Consider the following 16,162-nt stretch of genomic DNA (forward strand, 5'->3'; position numbering starts at 1 on the left):
GGTCCTCCTCGATCACCGGGCCAGCGTCGTTGGCAATGTCGTGCCGGACCATGACGAAGGTGAGCGGGCCGGTGCGGCCCTGCTTCTCCTCGATGGCGGTCAATGTCGAGCGACGGCGGATGCGGTCGCCGGAGCGGATCGGCGCTATGAAACGGACATCGCTGGCAGCCCACATGCGGCGCGGAAGCGGCACCGGCGGCAGGAAGCCGCCTTTGGTGGGGTGCCCGTCAGGTCCGAGTTTGCGCCTGTCGGCAATATCGGGCGTCAGGCACCAGTGCAGTCCGGGCGGGGCCGTGCTCCCGGCGGTTTGCGCTGCGTGGTCCCCGAGCGTGGCGTCAAAGCTGGCCAGCAGGCGCGGGGTGACAACATCCTCGACCTCGTGGGTGCGTCCAACCCATTCCTGCAGCGTGCTCGTGTCCAGAGTCATGGGCTCCCTCGTCAGGCGGCGAATTCGGACCGGATCCGGTCCGTGTCGGCGCCAAGGGCGGGAACGCTTGGGACCGTTGCGAATCCCTCCGACCGCCCTGCCGGCATGGGCACGGAGATGCGCCTGCCGTCCGGCAGCGCCACCTCTGTCCGGCGCAATGCCTTGTGGCGCGGCAGGTCGTGCATAGCGCTCACCCGGCCCCAGGCGATCTGCGCACCGTTGAGACGGTCGATGGCCTCTTCGCAGTCGATTGCCGCGAAGATCGGTTCGATCTCGGCGTCGAGCGCCGTGCGGTTGGCCACCCGCCGGGCATTGGTGGCGAAGCGTTCGTCGGCGAACAAATCCTGCCTTTGCAGCACGATGGTGCAGAAGCGCTTCCATTCATTGTTCTGCTGGATGGACACGACCACGCTGCCATCCCGACAGGCATAAGGTCGATAGGGGTAGATCGAAGCGTGTGCCAAGCCATATCTCTGCGTCTCGCGGCCCGCATATTCGTAGTGGAGCAGCGGCACGGTCATCCAGTCTGCCATGGCGTCGAACATGGCGATTTCGACAATGCGGCCGCGCCCGGTCTTCTCGCGCGCCAACAAGGCTTCGAGGATCGCTGCATGCGCATTCATTCCGGTGGCGATGTCGGCGGCGGAAACCCCGATCTTGCTCGGCGTGTCCGGCGTGCCAGTGACGGCACAGATGCCGCTTTCCGCCTGCACCAGCATGTCGTAGGCGCGCATCGCGGCGTAAGGCGTGTCCTGTCCGTAGCCGACGATGTTGATGGCAATCAGCCGGGGGAACCTTTCCGCAATCACATCGGCGGAGAGGCCGAGCCTGTCGATGGCGCCCGGCGCGAGATTCTGCACGAGAACATCCGCGCGCGCCACCATCCGCTGCAGGAGAGCGAGGTCGTCCTCGGCTTTCAGGTCGAGAACCGCGCTTTCCTTGCCGCGGTTGAGCCAGACGAAGTAAGCCGACATGCCTTCAACGGTGGAATCGTAATGACGCGCGGTTTCGCCTTCCGGACGCTCGATCTTCACGACGCGCGCCCCGGCATCGGCGAGGCGAACCGTGCAGAGCGGAGCGGCGACCGCCTGCTCGATCGAAACGACGAACAGACCCTCCAGCGGGCGGGTGCCGTCAGACATTGCGCTGTACCCCCGAGCGCGCCAGCACGCCTGGTTTTAGCCGCTCGTTCTTGCCGTAGTCCTCGGCGGCGTGGAAGAAAAGCCGCGGCGTGCCGTCCATGTCCTCTAGCCGCTTGCTATAGGCTTCCAGATAGGCCTTGCGGCCATCGTCGCCGACACGGCCCGGCATATAGGCGACGAAGGGCGGCAACACGTCGAAGCCTGAGTAGCGAAGCAGGCCATTGTGGATCGGCCACAGCACCGTGAGGATGTCGCCATCGATGCCATCGGGCGCATAGGTGTCGGCCGATGTGCCCGTGGTGGCGGCCACCATGGCGAGCTTTCCCTTGAACATGCCGGTGTCGTATTTGCGCCCCGGCAGATACGCAAAACCGCGCGCGAACACACGGTCGGCCCAGCCCTTGAGCATTGCGGGCAGTCCGAACCACCAAACCGGGAACTGGAACAGCACGAAGTCCGCTTGTTTCAGCTTTTCGATCTCGGCGATGATGTCGGCTGAAAGCGCGTCGGCCTCGTACGCCGCGGTCTGCTCGCGCGGCAGGCTGAAAAAGTCCGGATCGTTGCGCTCGCCTGATATGTCGCCCGGCCCTGCGACAGGATTGAAACCCATCGCATAGAGGTCGCTGACGACCACATCGTGACCTGCGCGGGTCAGTGTTTCCACGGCCATATCCTTCATGGCGCCGTTGAAGGATCTTGCTTCCGGGTGGGCGTAGACGATGAGGACGTTCACGGCGGCAACTCCTAGTAGGAACGCGGCAGTCCAAGCACGTGCTCGGAAAGGTATGACAGGATGAGGTTGGTCGAGATCGGCGCGACCTGATAAAGACGCGTCTCGCGGAATTTGCGCTCGACATCGTACTCTTCCGCGAAACCGAAGCCGCCATGCGTCTGGATGCAGACATTGGCGGCTTCGTTAGAGGCGTCGGCCGCCAGCATCTTGGCCATGTTCGCTTCGGCACCGGGGTTCTTGCCGGCCTCGTAGAGGTTCAGCGCCTCGCGCACCATCAATTCGGCCGCGCGCATGTTGGCGTAGGCCCTTGCGATTGGGAACTGGACGCCTTGGTTTTGGCCGATCGCTCGGCCAAACACATGCCTTTCCTTCGCGTAGACGCTCGACTTTTCGATGAACCATTTCGCATCGCCGACGCATTCGGCTGCGATCAGGATGCGCTCGGCGTTCATGCCCGAGAGGATGTAGCGGAATCCCTTTCCCTCTTCGCCGATCAGGTTTTCGGCCGGCACGCGCAGGTCGTCGAAGAAGACTTCGGTGGTGGCATGGTTCATCATCGTGCGGATCGGCCGGATGGTGAGGCCCTTGCCAACGGCTTCGCGCATGTCGACGATGAGGACGGAGAGACCGTCGGCCTTCTTCATGCCATCCTTGAGCGGCGTGGTCCGCGCCAGAAGCAGCATCAAATCCGAATGCTCGGCGCGGCTGGTCCAGATCTTCTGGCCCTTGACTACGAAATGATAGCCGTCGAGGCGAGCAGTGGTCTTGAGAGCGCCGGTGTCGGTGCCGCTGGTCGGTTCGGTGACGCCGAAGGCCTGCAGACGCAATTCTCCCGCGGCGACCTTCGGCAGGTATCGTTGCTTTTGGGCTTCAGAGCCGTGGCGAACAAGCGTGCCCATCGTGTACATCTGGGCATGGCAGGCGCCGCCATTGCAGCCGGCGCGCTGGATTTCCTCCAGCACGGCGGCGGCGGCCGAAAGCGGCAGGCCCGAGCCGCCATACGCCTCCGGGATCAGGATCGAAAGCCAACCAGCCTCCGTCAATGCTTCGACGAACTCGCGGGGATAGGCCATGTCCCTGTCGAGCGCGCGCCAGTATTCTCCGGGAAAGCGCGCACACAGCCGGGCGACGGCATCGCGAATGTCCTGATAGTATTCCATGGGGTTTGTCCGGCTTTCGTCGTGCTGCGGGCCTCACTATCGCGCCGCCGCGTCCTGTCAGCAACGCAAAGCTGGCGTGAGCAGACATAACGGAATTCGAATGCTTACAGCGAGGGGCCGAGGAGTTGGCCAACCCAGATCGCCCGCCCTACGAGGTCCTTGGCGATGTCCTCTATTGCTTGTCCGGCAAACCGCGCCAGCCGAGAGGCAGGTCGGTCTGCCGGATATGCAAGGATCAGGCGGCGCACCGGCACGGGATCGATCAGCGGCGCGGCGGTGAGCAGCCCCGCGGTTACATCGGCATGGATAGGAGCGAGCGGCAGGATCGTCCAGCCATGGCCGTTGCGCACTAGGTCCTTCAGCGCGGCGTAGGAATCCGCCTCGATGCCGACATCGAGCGTGATGCCGGCATCCGTGGCACAGCGTTCTACGATGATGCGCAGACCGTGCTTGATGCTGGGCAGCAGCAGGCGCTTGCCGGCAAGCGAGGCGAACGATACCGCGCGCACGGTTGAAAACCCCGCATCAGGCGGCCCAATCAGGAAGAGATTTTCCAGAAGCAACGGGCGCGAGCGCAACGAACGCGCCATGCGCGGGTCGTACAGCACGGCGACGTCCACCTCGCCTCGGTGCATCCAGTCGAGCAAATAGCCGGTGTAGGCGCTGACAAGCCTCAGCTTCGCCTTGGGATGGTTCTTGGCGAAGGCGGCAGCCAGCGGCAGCGAAATAATGTCCGCGACGGTGGGTGGCAGACCGATGGCCACTTCACCGGTGAGCGGCGCGTCGGCTGGCGTGGCCGTGGCACGGATCTCATCGATCTCTGCCATCACGCGCATGGCGTGCGTCAGCACCTGCTTGCCCTGCTCAGACAGCACCATGCCGCGGCCGTGGCGCACGAACAGGGCAAAGCCCAGTTCCTCCTCCAGCATGCGCACCTGCCGGCTGAGGGCAGGCTGCGCGATGTGTAGCCGATCGGCAGCCTTGCTCAGGCTCCCGAGTTCGGCGACGTGGATCAGCGTACGCAGTTGCGATAACTCCATAAGCTATCGAATATCATTATATCTGATCACAAGAAAGAGACGACGATTAGATCGGATAGCCGAGATAACCTGATGCCAATCCAAATCTCGGAGTTCCAACGTGACGGCGAGCGTAGAAGCAAAACATCCGGAAACAGCAACGCCTGGGGCCGCTCCGGCGGCGTCTGAAAAGCAGTGGCCAGATCAGGTCTATGATGTGCTCAAGGCTGCCGGCATCAGCCACATGTCTTATGTGCCCGATGCTGGACATACGACCCTGATCCGACGCTTCAGCGCGGATCCCGAGGTCGTCGCCAACGTGCTGACGACGGAAGAAGAGGGCATCGCCGTCGCCGCCGGCTCCTGGCTCGGCGGCAAGCGGAGCGTCGTGCTCATGCAATCGTCAGGGGTCGGCAACTGTATAAACATGCTGTCGCTTCCCGTGCAGGCACGCTTCCCCTTGCTCGTTCTGGTGACGATGAGAGGCGAATGGGCCGAGTTCAACCCCTGGCAGGTGCCGATGGGGCAGGCGACGGAAGCCTCGCTGAAATCGATCGGCCTCAAGGTGCTGCGCGCCGAGACTGGTCCAGACCTCGTGGAGACGGTGGCTCAGGCAGCCCTGATGGCTTTTGACGCCGATCAACAGATCGCGGTGCTGATCGGGCAGCGCCTGCTCGGCAAGAAGAAGTGGTGAATGAGATGAATTTACCGACAATGGACCGCCGGGTTGCGGTGAAGAAACTCCTTGACGCCCGCGACGGCGCATTGGTCGTGACCGGTCTCGGCTCGCCGACCTACGACGTGCACGCCGCCGGTGACCGCAACGACAACTACTATCTCTGGGGCGCCATGGGGGGTGCTGCACTGATCGGTCTCGGGCTTGCCCAGGCCCAGCCCGACAAGCGGGTCATGGTGATTACTGGTGATGGGGAACAGCTCATGGCGTTCGGCTCGCTGGCGACGATTTCGGTGGCGCGGCCCAGCAATCTCGACCTGATCGTGCTCGACAACCAGCATTTCGGCGAGACGGGCATGCAGTCGAGCCATACCGGTCGCGGCATCGGTTTCGACAAGGTCGCGGCCGCTTGCGGGTTTTCGAAAACCGCCGAGTTGCGCTCGCTGGAGGAGGTCGACACGCTGTGTGAAGAGCTGCGTCGCCCGGCCGAAGGTCCACGCCTTTTCGTGCTGAAAATCACCGCCGAGAACCTGCCGCGCTCGCTGCCACCGCGCGACGCGGTCGAGGTTAAGAACCGCTTTCGCGCTCATCTGGGCTTTGCCACTTGTTGAGGACCGATATGGCGCTGGTCAGTTTCCAGAACACGGTCGGCGGTCGGCTGCAATCGACAGCCGATACATTCGAGAGCCATGATCCGTTCACCGGCAGGCCCTGGGCGCTGATCCCGCGTGGGGGAGCAGCCCAGGTGGACGCTGCCGTGGCGTCCGCCAAGGCGGCATTCCGGTCGAAGGAATGGGCCGGCATCACCGCCACTGCGCGTGGCAAGCTGCTCGTGCGGATGGCCGACCTGATCGCCGACAACGCGGAGCGCATTGCCGCCATCGAGACGCGCGACAATGGCAAGCTGCTCACCGAAATGACGGCGCAGCTGCGCTATATCCCGGAATGGTTCCGCTATTTCGGCGGTCTTGCCGACAAGATCGAAGGGGCGGTGCTGCCGATCGACAAGGCTGGCATGTTCGCCTTCACCCGCCACGAGCCGCTGGGTGTCATTGCAGCCATCGTGCCCTGGAATTCGCCGCTTTTGCTTCTGACCTGGAAGCTAGCGCCGCTGCTGGCGGCCGGCAACACCGTCGTCATCAAACCGTCCGAACACGCATCGGCCTCGACGCTGGAGTTCGTGAAACTGTTTGCGCACGCTGGGTTCCCGCCAGGCGTGGTCAACACCGTTACCGGCATGCCGCTCGATGTCGGCGTGCCGCTCGTTGCCCACCCCGACGTCGCCAAGATAGCCTTCACCGGCGGTGAGCCCGGCGGGATCGCAGTCTATCGAGCGGCTGCCGACCAGCTCAAGACCGTCACGCTGGAGCTTGGCGGCAAATCGGCCAACATCGTCTTTGACGACGCCGATATCGAGAGCGCGGTCAACGGCGCGATCTCAGGCATTTTCGCTGCCGGCGGCCAGACCTGCATCGCGGGTTCGCGCCTGCTGGTGCATCGCAAGATCCATGACCGGTTCGTGGAGGGCGTCATAACGCTGGCGGCCAGTGCTCGATTGGGCAATCCCGCTCTGGCCGAGACGCAGGTGGGGCCGATCACCACGCAAGCCCAGCGCGAGAAGGTGCTGTCCTATCTCGGCATAGCACGCCGCGAGGGCGCACTATGCGTGCTCGGTGGCGGCAAGCCTGCGTCCAGTGAACTGGCCGAGGGCTGGTTCGTCGAGCCGACCATCTTCACCGGCGTGAACAACACCATGCGGATCGCGCGTGAGGAGGTGTTCGGGCCGATCCTGTCCGTCATCCCCTTTGACGACGAGGACGAGGCCTTCGCCATTGCCAATGACAGCCCCTATGGGCTGGCGGCCGGGATATGGACCAGCGACATGGGCCGGGCGCTGCGCGGCGCGGCCGTGATGGAAGCGGGAATGGTCTGGATCAATTCATACCGCGCCGTCTCCTATATGGCGCCCTTCGGCGGCTACAAGAGGAGCGGTATCGGTCGCGAGAGCGGGCAGGAGGCCATCAATGCCTATCTGCAGACCAAGACGGTGTGGATAGATACGGCGGGCAAGACCGCCAATCCCTTCGTGATCCGATAGGGTAGGCTTCGGTGGGAGAATTATCCTTATCCGTGGCCAAGCTCGGCACACCGCTCACTGAGACGGGGGTCGACTTATAATGATCGAGGGATTGGACATGAGACAGGCAGGAAAGGTGGCTGTTGTCACAGGCGCGGCGCGCGGCATCGGACGCGCTTGCGCGGAACGGTTTCTGGCCGAGGGCGCGAAGCTCGTGCTTGGCGACATCGATGCGACGGAACTGAGAAAATGTGCCGTGAAAATCGGCACCCCCGACAGCGTCCTGGCGGTCGTTACGGATGTCAGCAAGAAGGAGCAGGTCGATGGGCTGGTTGCGGCGGCGGTGGCGAAGTTCGGCCGTGTGGACATCATGGTCAACAATGCCGGCATCGCTCCGGTCCAGGACTTTCTCGACATCACAGAGGCGGACTACGACAGGGTTCTCGCCGTCAATCTGAAGGGCGCGTTCTTGGGCACCCAGGCCGCAGCCCGCCAGATGATCGCGCAGGGTGGAGGCGGTGTCATCATCAACATGTCGTCGATCAATTCAGGCCTCGCCAATCCACGCGTCGCCACCTACGCGATCTCCAAGGGCGGCATGAACCAGGTCACCAGTACCGCGGCTGTTGCCTTCGCTCCCCACGGCATCCGCGTGGTCGGTGTCGGCCCGGGCACCATCGCCACGGACATGGTCATGGACGGGACATTCATCGATTCGGAAGAAATGCGACGGGCGGTTCTTTCGCGCACACCGCTCGGCCGCCTCGGCACGGCAGCCGAGATCGCCTCGGTCGTGGCGTTCCTGGCCAGCGACGACGCTTCCTACATCACCGGCGAGACGATCTACCCCGACGGGGGGCGCCGCGTTCTCAACTATACGGTCCCGATCAAGGAGTGAGAGAATATGGGTAACTTCGATAAGCTGCATCATCTCTGCATCGTCGTGCACGATATCGACAAGGCCCAGGCCTATTACGACTCCATCGGCATTGGGCCATGGGAATCCTATCCGCCGCTGGCGGAGTACGAAGAACTCGAGGTCCCAAGTCCGAAGGGTTTCCATGCCATGCAATACCGGATCTGCAACCTGCCGAACGTCCAGCTGCAACTCTGCCAGCCGAGCCATGATCCCTCACTGCAGCGCATCCATCTCGATACCAAGGGTGAAGGCGTATTCCATATCGGCTTTGAGGTCCGCGATGCGGATGCAGCCGAAGCCAAGGCGAAAACCGACGGGCTTTCCGTGCTGATGCGCGGGCGCCGGGAAAACCGCACCGGCTTCACCTACTACGACACAGCCGAAAAGGCAGGCGTGATCCTGCTGACGCGGGCGACCAATCTGCCTGGCAAATGATTCCACCAACGCAAAGGATTGGGGAGGTCGATGAGGCCCAGGAACGACGGGGCCGTCAGCTTCCCCGCAATTCCTGAAGCCGGTCGACCAGGAATTTGCCGCTGGTGATGATATGCATTTCCAACAGGCCGACGGCGCGCAGCGTATCCTTGGCTTCGCACAGGTCGATGAGTTGCCAGTGGTCGCGGTCGGACTGGGCCTGGATCTCGGTTAGCGTCACCATCATGCGTGTGTAGCGTTCCAGCTGCTGGTAGATGCGCCCCACCAGTTCGATCGTCGCCTTGCGGCCGGACGGCTGGTAGAGCGCGGCGTGGAAATTCCAGTTGAGCTGGTTCGAGTACTCGCCGGTCTTGCCCTGCTCCTGATGCTGTTTTGCGCGCTCGCGGGCCAGCGCGAGGTCGGCCTCCGTCATCCTTGGAATGGCCAGGGCCAATAGCCATGTTTCGATCCGGGCCCGCAATTCGTAGAGCTCGAGGATCTCGTCCAGGGAAATGGAGGTGACGACGGCGCCCTTGTGGGAAACCAGCGTGACGAAGCCTTCCGAATGAAGCTGATGCAGCGCCTCTCGCACCGGAATTCGGCTGACGCCGAACTCGGTGGCCAGATGTTCCTGCCGCAGCTGGAAGTTGGCCTCGTATTCGCCGATCAGGATCTTCTGCCTGATGGCATCGGCGACCTGGGTCGAGATGGTTTTCTTCTGTACGAGCATGAATCAGCCTAGGGCGGCCGCCTTGTTTGTCGACTGGCGCCGTTTTGATTGAAGAAGTGGACGCATAGCACCGTTGTCACTGCGATGCCATGTCGCCCGTTTCGCTTCAGTAGACATGTTCCTCGATAGGCTTATTGCTGGCGATCCGTTCGTAGCGGAAGGCCGAAAGGTCGATGGAGCGGTACTCGCCGTAGGCAATGAGGTCGCTGACGCCCGACCCGGTCGCCGCCGCATGCATCATGCCGTGGCCGCTGAAGCCGGTGGCCAGGATGAAGTTCGAGACCTCAGGATGCCGGCCGATGATGCCGCTGTGGTCGAAGGTGTTGTACTCGTAGAGTCCCGCCCAGGCGCGCAGCATGCGCAATTGCTCGAAGCCGGGCACACGATGGGCCAGCGCCGGCCAGATCAACTCGTCGAACAGGTCGTAGTCCACATCCAGTCCAAAATCGTCCGGCTCGTTCTCGCGCACCGGCGGAACACCGCACAGGAAGAGCTGACCTTCCGGCCGCAGCCAGAGGCCGCTTGTGTCGAAGATGAAGGGGCAGTTTTCGATCCTTGCCGGCGTTTCGAAGACGAAGACGCAGCGCTTGCTCGGGACGACCGGCAGTTCGGCGCCGGCCATCCTGGCAATGCCCGCGCTCCATGGCCCGGCCGCGTTGATCACCGTGCCGGCGGCAAGCCGGTCGCCATTGTCCAGCAGCACTTCACCCACCTTGCCGGAAGATGCCATGGTCAGTCCGGTCACTGTCGCGGCAAGATAGTCCACGCCCTGTGTGCGCGCCTTGCGACGGAATGCTTGCATCAGGCCAGGACCGTCGAACCAGCCTTCGCTGCCAAGGCCAAGCGAGCCAAGCGCGAGATCGTCCGTGTTGAGCCACGGGAAGCGTTGCGCCAGATCGACCTGCTCGATCAGTTCGGCGTCGACGCCCATGCTGCGCTGAACGCGGTTCTTGGCACGCTGCGCGTCGGCCCGCTCGGGCGTCGCCAGCACCAGATAACCGGGCTCATGCAGGCCGATGTCGGCCAACTCGTCGCCAATTGCTAGCCGCGTCTTCACCTGGCGCAGGAAGTCGATGCTGAACTTCGACATCGCGATGTTGGGCGCCGTGCCGAACTGCTGGCGGATGGCGCTGGTCGACAAGGAAGACGAGGAGGCCGTGTAGTAGGGGTCCCGCTCGATCACCGCGATCCTGCCGTCGAAATCCGGGTTGGTTGACAGGAAGTAGGCGATCGAGCTGCCGACAACGCCTCCGCCAACGATCACCACATCATAGTTTGTGCCCATTCCAATCGTGTTCCCTATTTCGAATATCATCCGTGGCGACCAAGGATTGGATACTTTCCTCTATCGACCCACCTCCAGGATGAGACATACCCCGGTCTTCGACGCAGAAAAAGGGGTTTGACGCGAAAGTCAGAATACATTATCCAATCTGTAGCAAATATCTTACATGCCGAGGATTGTTCCGTGGGCCTCATCGCTCCCCGTCTCGACGTCATCAAGCCAAGTCCGAGCATGGCGGTCACCGCGCGGGCAATCGAAATGCGCTCGGCCGGCATCGACGTTATCAGCCTGAGCGCCGGCGAGCCGGATTTTCCCACGCCTCCGCACATCGTCGAGGCGGCCTACGAGGCGATGCTCAGGGGGGAGACGCGCTATACGGCGGTCGACGGCACCACCGCGCTGAAGAAGGCGGTGGCCGAAAAATTCAGGCGCGAGAACAGCCTCGACTACAAGCCTTCGCAAATAAGCGTCGCGGGGGGCGCCAAGCAGATCATCTACAACGCCCTGCTGGCAACGCTGGCCCCGGGTGACGAGGTGGTTGTCCCAGCGCCCTATTGGGTTTCCTACACCGATATCGTCCTGCTCGGCGAAGGTAAGCCCGTGGTCGTTCCCTGCACGGAGGCGCAGGGCTTCAAATTGACGCCGCAAGCCCTGCGAGCCGCGATCACCGGGCGCACCAAGTGGCTTCTGCTCAACACGCCATCCAACCCGACAGGCGCCGTCTACAGCCGCGACGAACTCGCTGGCCTCGCCGAAGTACTGCTCGACCAGCGCCACGTCCACGTGCTGACCGATGACATCTACGAGCATATCCTGTTCGATGGACGTACCTTCCATACCATCGCCGGCGTCGAGCCGCGGCTGAAGGACCGTACGCTCACAGTGAACGGGGTATCGAAGGCCTATGCCATGACCGGCTGGCGGATCGGCTATGCCGGCGGGCCGGAAGCGCTGATCCGCGCCATGGCGACCGTGCAGAGCCAAAGCACGTCGAACCCGTCATCCATCTCGCAGGCCGCGACCATTGCCGCTCTGGAAGGTCCCCAGGACTTTCTTCGCCCTCGGGCGCTCGAATTCCAGGCTCGGCGCGACCGCGCTCTGGAACTGCTGCGCAAGATTCCCGGCCTCACCTGCCAGACGCCCGAGGGCGCCTTCTATCTCTATCCCAACTGCTCGGGCCTGATCGGCCGTCGCCGCCCCGACGGCACTCCCATCGGCAGCGACGACGACTTCTCGCTCTACCTACTCGATCAGGCGCGAGTCGCGGTGGTGCAGGGCTCTGCCTACGGCCTGTCGCCGCATTTCCGCATTTCCATAGCCACGTCGATGGACCTGATCGAAAAAGCGATCGGACGCATCGCCGAGGCTGTCGAAGCGCTGCGGTAGGGCCGGCGATGGATCTCGAGCTCGTCCAGAAGCTGATCGAATTTGTCTCGCGTTCGCCCATTGCCGAACTGGAGATCGAGCGCGACGGCGTTCGCGTCCGCATGTCCAGGCCTACGGCGTCGGCGCAATCCGCGTCGCAGGTGCAGCCTGGGCCTGACGTAACGGTCCGTTCCCCAGATCAGACGTCGACATCTCTGCCCATCGCACGCCATTCGATCCGCGCGCCGCTGACGGGCGTGTTCTACCGCTCCGGCACCGAAGGCGAACCGCCGCTGGTTGCCGTTGGCGATGTGGTCGCGGAGGGGCAGAAAATCGGTGTCCTCGAAGCCATGAAGACGTTCAATGTCGTGGAATCCGATCGCGCTGGGCGGAGCGTCCAGATCGCGTTCGACGACCATGCAGCGGTGCAGTCCGGCGACGTGCTGTTCGTGCTGGAAGATGAGGGCTGAGGGCGATGTTCGATACCGTCCTGATCGCCAACCGCGGTGAAATCGCGCTGCGCATCCTGCGCGCCTGCCGCGATCTCGGATTGAAAACGGTGGCGGCGCACTCGGAGGCCGATGCAAGCCTTCGCCATGTCGCACTGGCGGACAAGGCGATCTGCATCGGACCGGCTGCCGCGACGGAGAGCTATCTCAACATCGCCGAGATCATCGCGGCCGCGCAACTCACCGGCGCGGGCGCGATCCATCCTGGCTATGGTTTCCTTTCGGAGAACGCCGCCTTCGCCGAGGCTGTCGAAAACGCCGGCCTCATCTTCGTCGGGCCATCCGCGACGGCGATCCGTACCATGGGAGACAAGGTCTCCGCCAAGCGCACCATGATAGCCGCCGGCGTTCCCTGCGTTGCGGGCTCGGAGGGCGCGCTGCCGCAGGATGAGCAAGAGGTGCGCGCCATTGCAGAGGCAATCGGCTATCCGGTCATCGTCAAGGCAGCGGGTGGCGGGGGCGGGCGCGGCATGCGTATCGCTCGCGATGAGCAGGCTCTGATGGAAGCCGTTTCCATGGCGGTGAAAGAGGCGGACCGGGCCTTCGGTAACCCGCAAGTCTATCTGGAAAAATTCCTCGAGCAGCCGCGCCATATCGAGATCCAGATTCTGGCGGACAAGCACGGTAGGGCTGTCTGGCTCGGCGAGCGGGATTGCTCCATGCAGCGCCGCCACCAGAAGATCATCGAGGAGGCGCCGGCGCCCGGCATCGCCCGCGAGGCGATTGGCGAAATCGGCGACCTCTGTGCCCGCGCATGCCTGACCATCGGCTATACAGGCGCTGGCACGTTCGAATTCCTCTACGAGGACGGGCGCTTCTCTTTCATCGAGATGAACACCCGCGTGCAGGTGGAGCATCCCGTCACCGAGCTCGTCACCGGTATCGATATCGTGCGCGAACAGATCCGCATCGCCCGGGGCGAGCCGCTGTCGTTCAGCCAGGAAGACATCCGCATTCAGGGCCACGCCGTGGAATGCCGCATCAACGCTGAAGATCCCTACAGCTTTCGGCCGCATCCGGGCCGGGTCGAGCGCTGGACGCCGCCCGGCGGTCCCGGTATCCGCGTCGAATCGCATCTCTACTCCGGCTACACCGTGCCGCCGCACTACGATTCGCTGGTGGCGAAGCTCCTGGCGCATGGCGCGACGCGGGCCGAGGCTATCCGGCGCATGCGCGGGGCGCTGGGCGAGATGGAGGCAGTCGGCATCGCCACCAATGCGCCGCTGCACGGTATCCTGATGGAGGAGCCCGGCTTCGCCGCCGGAGGCTTCGACATCCATCATCTCGAACATCTCATTGAAGGCGGTCTGCTCCAGGGACGAGGCTGCGATGACGATTGAGGAGATCGAAAGGCTGACCGCCTGGTGCGCAAGCGCCGGCATAGGCGAGATCGAAGTGTCGGAGGCCGGCTTTTCGCTGCGGCTGCATATGCAGGCCGTTGTTGGCGAAACACCTGCGGCTGCGGCCGAAGCGCCGGTGCCCGAAACGGTCTTCAAGGGCGTGCGTGCGCCCGGAGTCGGCGTGCTCCGTATTGATCATCCAACGACCGGCCACCCTGTTGCCGGACCTGGCCAGACGGTCCGCAAGGGCGAGACGGTCGGCGTGCTGCAGGTCGGCCCATGCCTGAAGGCCGTGCTCGCGCCGGCAGACGGCGTGCTCGGCGCGGCACTGATCAAGGACGGAGCGGTCGTCGGTTACGGCACGCCGCTCTACGAACTGGTGTGAAGGCAAAGGCTATGGTTCGAACCACTGAGGAAAGCGCCGTGCCGGCCGAAGGATTGCAGGTCGATATCAATTCCGACATGGGGGAGGGTTTTGGAGCCTACAGGCTCGGCGACGATGCGGCTATCCTCGACATCGTCAGCTCCGCCAATGTGGCCTGCGGCTTTCATGCCGGTGACCCCGAGATCATGGCGGCCACGTTCTCGATGGCGCGCGACAAGGGCGTCGCCGTTGGCGCGCATCCGAGCTTCGCCGATCTGTGGGGGTTCGGACGCCGCGTAATCCCGCATTCCATGGATGAGATCGAAAGGCTGGTCGCCTACCAGATCGGCGCGGCACAGGCGCTCTCCGCCTATGCCGGCCACCCGATCCGCTACGTCAAAGCGCATGGCGCGCTGGGCAATCTTACCCAGACCGATCGTGGCGTCGCCGAAGCGGTGACGCGCGCGGTCAAGGCCGTCGATCCCGGCCTGATCTGCCTGGCCATTGCGCTCGGCTTCCAGGACAGGATCGCGCGTGACGCTGGCCTGGCGGTCAGGTCCGAAATCTTCGCCGACCGCGCCTATACGGAGGAAGGGTTTCTTGTATCGCGCAAGCTGGAGGGCGCCGTCATCCACGATGCCGAGAAGGCTGCTGAACGGGTCGTGCGGATGGTCAAGCAAGGCGCGATCGAGACGCTTTCCGGCCAGATGCTGCAGACGCCGATCGATTCAATCTGTGTCCACAGTGACACGCCAGCGGCCGTCGCCATCGCCGCGTGCGTCAGGAAACGACTGGAGGCGAGCGGCGTCAGGGTCAGAGCGTTCGCGGCCTGAGCGCGGCCGAACGGGTTACGCGGCCGCGCCGAGGGCACGGCCGCGTCCGTTTCAGAACCAGACGTCGCTGAGGCGATGGCCGCGTGGATAAGGGTCTGTCGGGTCGAGGCCATATTGGCCAATACTGGTGATCCAGGCCTGTCCAGCGATGGTGACCACGACCGCGTCGCGGTCGCCGACGTGCGCATTGGCGATCACGCGGGAATCGAAATGGGTCCCGATGATCGACCTGTTGCGGAACAGCTCGCCTTTGGCGATCTGGCCCTTTGCCGACATCACCGCCAGTCGCCCGGTGGTGCCGGTGCCTGTCGGCGAGCGGTCGAGCCTGCCATGCAGGCATACCGTGCCGTTGATGCTTTCCACGCGCCCGTCGACGCGCTCGATGGGACCTTCGAAAATCACGTTGGACACATCGCGGATCTTCGGGTTCTCCGGATGCACGACAACGAGCTGCTCGTTGACGGCTTTCTTGATGCGTTGGCCGATCAGCGACATCTGGTGTGCCTCGTCGGGTTTGACAGCGAACCCTAGTGCGCGCGCATTGACATGGGCGAAAGTCATGCCGCCATAGGAGGTGTCGACGGTGATCGTGCCAAGTCCCTCGACTTCGACTGGCGTGTCGAGGTGGACTGCGAAAGCCGGCACATTGGTGAACTCCACCTGCTTCACCTTGCCATTCTCGCAGAGGCAGCGCACCTCGATCATGCCTGCGGGTGCCTCCATGCGCAGCCGCGTCTCGGGTTCCTTCATAGGCACCATGCCCGTCTCCAGCGCCACGGTGGCGACGCAGATGGTGTTGGAGCCCGACATGGGCGGGTATTCAGTGCTTTCGAGGATCACATAGCCGAGGTCGGCCGAGCGATCGCAAGGCGGCAGGATGATGTTGGCGTTGACGTAGGGCGCGCCGCGCGGCTCGAAGAGAACGAGCCCGCGTATGTCATCCATATGCTCTTGCAGATACTCCTTCTTTTCGAACATGGTCTTGCCGGGCACGTCCATGATGCCGCCGGTGATCACGTTGCCGACTTCGCCCTCGGCATGGCAGCCGACGACCGTGAACGTTCTTGACCAGCGCATTTTTCTCCATTCCCCTTTATGATCATAGCTTCACTTCATACGCCGCCGAGTCCTCTCTCGAGAAAACGGTCGAGCTGTTCGATCTCCTGGGC

General features: G+C 63.4%; 18 protein-coding genes. 10 read left to right on the plus strand and 8 right to left on the minus strand.

Going from position 1 to position 16,162, the window contains the following annotated elements; genetic code table 11:
- The 5 genes from EN991_RS04525 to EN991_RS04545 form a co-directional block, all read right to left on the minus strand.
- On the minus strand, positions 1-427 hold a 427-nt coding region (locus tag EN991_RS04525; protein ID WP_206519149.1), incomplete at its 3' end, for a MaoC family dehydratase N-terminal domain-containing protein.
- Between the two features lie 11 nt (positions 428-438).
- Positions 439-1,569, minus strand: a complete 1,131-nt coding sequence (locus tag EN991_RS04530; RefSeq protein WP_127368247.1) for a CaiB/BaiF CoA-transferase family protein — start codon at positions 1,567-1,569, stop codon at positions 439-441.
- Entirely contained in the window at positions 1,562-2,302 is a 741-nt protein-coding gene (locus EN991_RS04535; protein ID WP_127368248.1) for an NAD(P)H-dependent oxidoreductase, read from the minus strand. Before EN991_RS04535 ends, EN991_RS04530 begins: the two co-directional genes overlap by 8 nt.
- Positions 2,303-2,313: 11 nt before the next feature.
- Positions 2,314-3,462 (minus strand): acyl-CoA dehydrogenase family protein, encoded by a 1,149-nt coding sequence (locus EN991_RS04540; protein WP_127368249.1) that lies wholly within the window; start codon positions 3,460-3,462, stop codon positions 2,314-2,316.
- Positions 3,463-3,566: 104 nt separating this feature from the next.
- Complete coding sequence (locus EN991_RS04545) at positions 3,567-4,502, minus strand: LysR substrate-binding domain-containing protein (protein WP_013893951.1); 936 nt, start codon at positions 4,500-4,502, stop codon at positions 3,567-3,569.
- 100 nt (positions 4,503-4,602) lie between these two features.
- On the opposite strand from EN991_RS04545, the gene EN991_RS04550 reads away from it, so the two are divergent.
- The 5 genes from EN991_RS04550 (at position 4,603) to EN991_RS04570 (ending at position 8,588) form a co-directional block, all read left to right on the plus strand.
- On the plus strand, positions 4,603-5,175 hold the full coding sequence (locus EN991_RS04550; protein WP_013893952.1) for a thiamine pyrophosphate-binding protein: 573 nt from the start codon (positions 4,603-4,605) through the stop codon (positions 5,173-5,175).
- A gap of 5 nt (positions 5,176-5,180) precedes the next feature.
- Positions 5,181-5,768: a thiamine pyrophosphate-dependent enzyme gene (locus EN991_RS04555; protein WP_127368250.1), complete on the plus strand. Its 588-nt coding sequence runs from the start codon at positions 5,181-5,183 to the stop codon at positions 5,766-5,768.
- Between the two features lie 8 nt (positions 5,769-5,776).
- Positions 5,777-7,255, plus strand: a complete 1,479-nt coding sequence (locus tag EN991_RS04560) for an aldehyde dehydrogenase (protein WP_127368251.1) — start codon at positions 5,777-5,779, stop codon at positions 7,253-7,255.
- A gap of 97 nt (positions 7,256-7,352) precedes the next feature.
- Positions 7,353-8,132, plus strand: a complete 780-nt coding sequence (locus EN991_RS04565) for an SDR family oxidoreductase (RefSeq protein WP_127368252.1) — start codon at positions 7,353-7,355, stop codon at positions 8,130-8,132.
- Between the two features lie 6 nt (positions 8,133-8,138).
- Complete coding sequence (locus EN991_RS04570; protein ID WP_013893956.1) at positions 8,139-8,588, plus strand: VOC family protein; 450 nt, start codon at positions 8,139-8,141, stop codon at positions 8,586-8,588.
- Positions 8,589-8,643: 55 nt separating this feature from the next.
- Here EN991_RS04570 and EN991_RS04575 read toward each other — a convergent pair whose 3' ends face one another.
- Positions 8,644-9,297, minus strand: a complete 654-nt coding sequence (locus EN991_RS04575; RefSeq protein WP_013525162.1) for a GntR family transcriptional regulator — start codon at positions 9,295-9,297, stop codon at positions 8,644-8,646.
- Between the two features lie 106 nt (positions 9,298-9,403).
- Positions 9,404-10,582 carry an FAD-binding oxidoreductase gene (locus tag EN991_RS04580; RefSeq protein ID WP_127368253.1) on the minus strand — a complete coding sequence of 393 codons (1,179 nt, stop codon included), beginning with the start codon at positions 10,580-10,582 and terminating at the stop codon, positions 9,404-9,406.
- A 183-nt stretch (positions 10,583-10,765) separates the two neighbouring features.
- On the opposite strand from EN991_RS04580, the gene EN991_RS04585 reads away from it, so the two are divergent.
- The 5 genes from EN991_RS04585 to EN991_RS04605 are packed head-to-tail and all read left to right on the plus strand — an operon-like array spanning position 10,766 to position 14,993.
- The gene (locus EN991_RS04585; protein WP_127368254.1) at positions 10,766-11,968 is read left to right on the plus strand and encodes a pyridoxal phosphate-dependent aminotransferase; all 1,203 of its coding nucleotides are present in this window, start codon (positions 10,766-10,768) and stop codon (positions 11,966-11,968) included.
- 8 nt (positions 11,969-11,976) lie between these two features.
- The gene (locus EN991_RS04590; RefSeq protein ID WP_127368255.1) at positions 11,977-12,417 is read left to right on the plus strand and encodes an acetyl-CoA carboxylase biotin carboxyl carrier protein subunit; all 441 of its coding nucleotides are present in this window, start codon (positions 11,977-11,979) and stop codon (positions 12,415-12,417) included.
- 5 nt (positions 12,418-12,422) lie between these two features.
- Entirely contained in the window at positions 12,423-13,796 is a 1,374-nt protein-coding gene (gene accC / locus EN991_RS04595) for an acetyl-CoA carboxylase biotin carboxylase subunit (protein WP_127368256.1), read from the plus strand.
- Positions 13,786-14,181 (plus strand): biotin attachment protein, encoded by a 396-nt coding sequence (locus EN991_RS04600; RefSeq protein WP_127368257.1) that lies wholly within the window; start codon positions 13,786-13,788, stop codon positions 14,179-14,181. The genes accC and EN991_RS04600 overlap by 11 nt, the downstream gene beginning before the upstream one ends.
- 11 nt (positions 14,182-14,192) lie before the next feature.
- Complete coding sequence (locus EN991_RS04605) at positions 14,193-14,993, plus strand: 5-oxoprolinase subunit PxpA (protein WP_164753414.1); 801 nt, start codon at positions 14,193-14,195, stop codon at positions 14,991-14,993.
- Positions 14,994-15,044: 51 nt separating this feature from the next.
- Here EN991_RS04605 and EN991_RS04610 read toward each other — a convergent pair whose 3' ends face one another.
- A complete protein-coding gene (locus EN991_RS04610; RefSeq protein ID WP_127368258.1) occupies positions 15,045-16,070 on the minus strand; it encodes a proline racemase family protein in 1,026 nt (341 codons plus the stop codon).
- Positions 16,071-16,162 lie beyond the last annotated feature (92 nt).

The organism is Mesorhizobium sp. M7A.F.Ca.US.005.03.2.1 (assembly GCF_003997795.1).
GTDB lineage: Bacteria > Pseudomonadota > Alphaproteobacteria > Rhizobiales > Rhizobiaceae > Mesorhizobium > Mesorhizobium ciceri.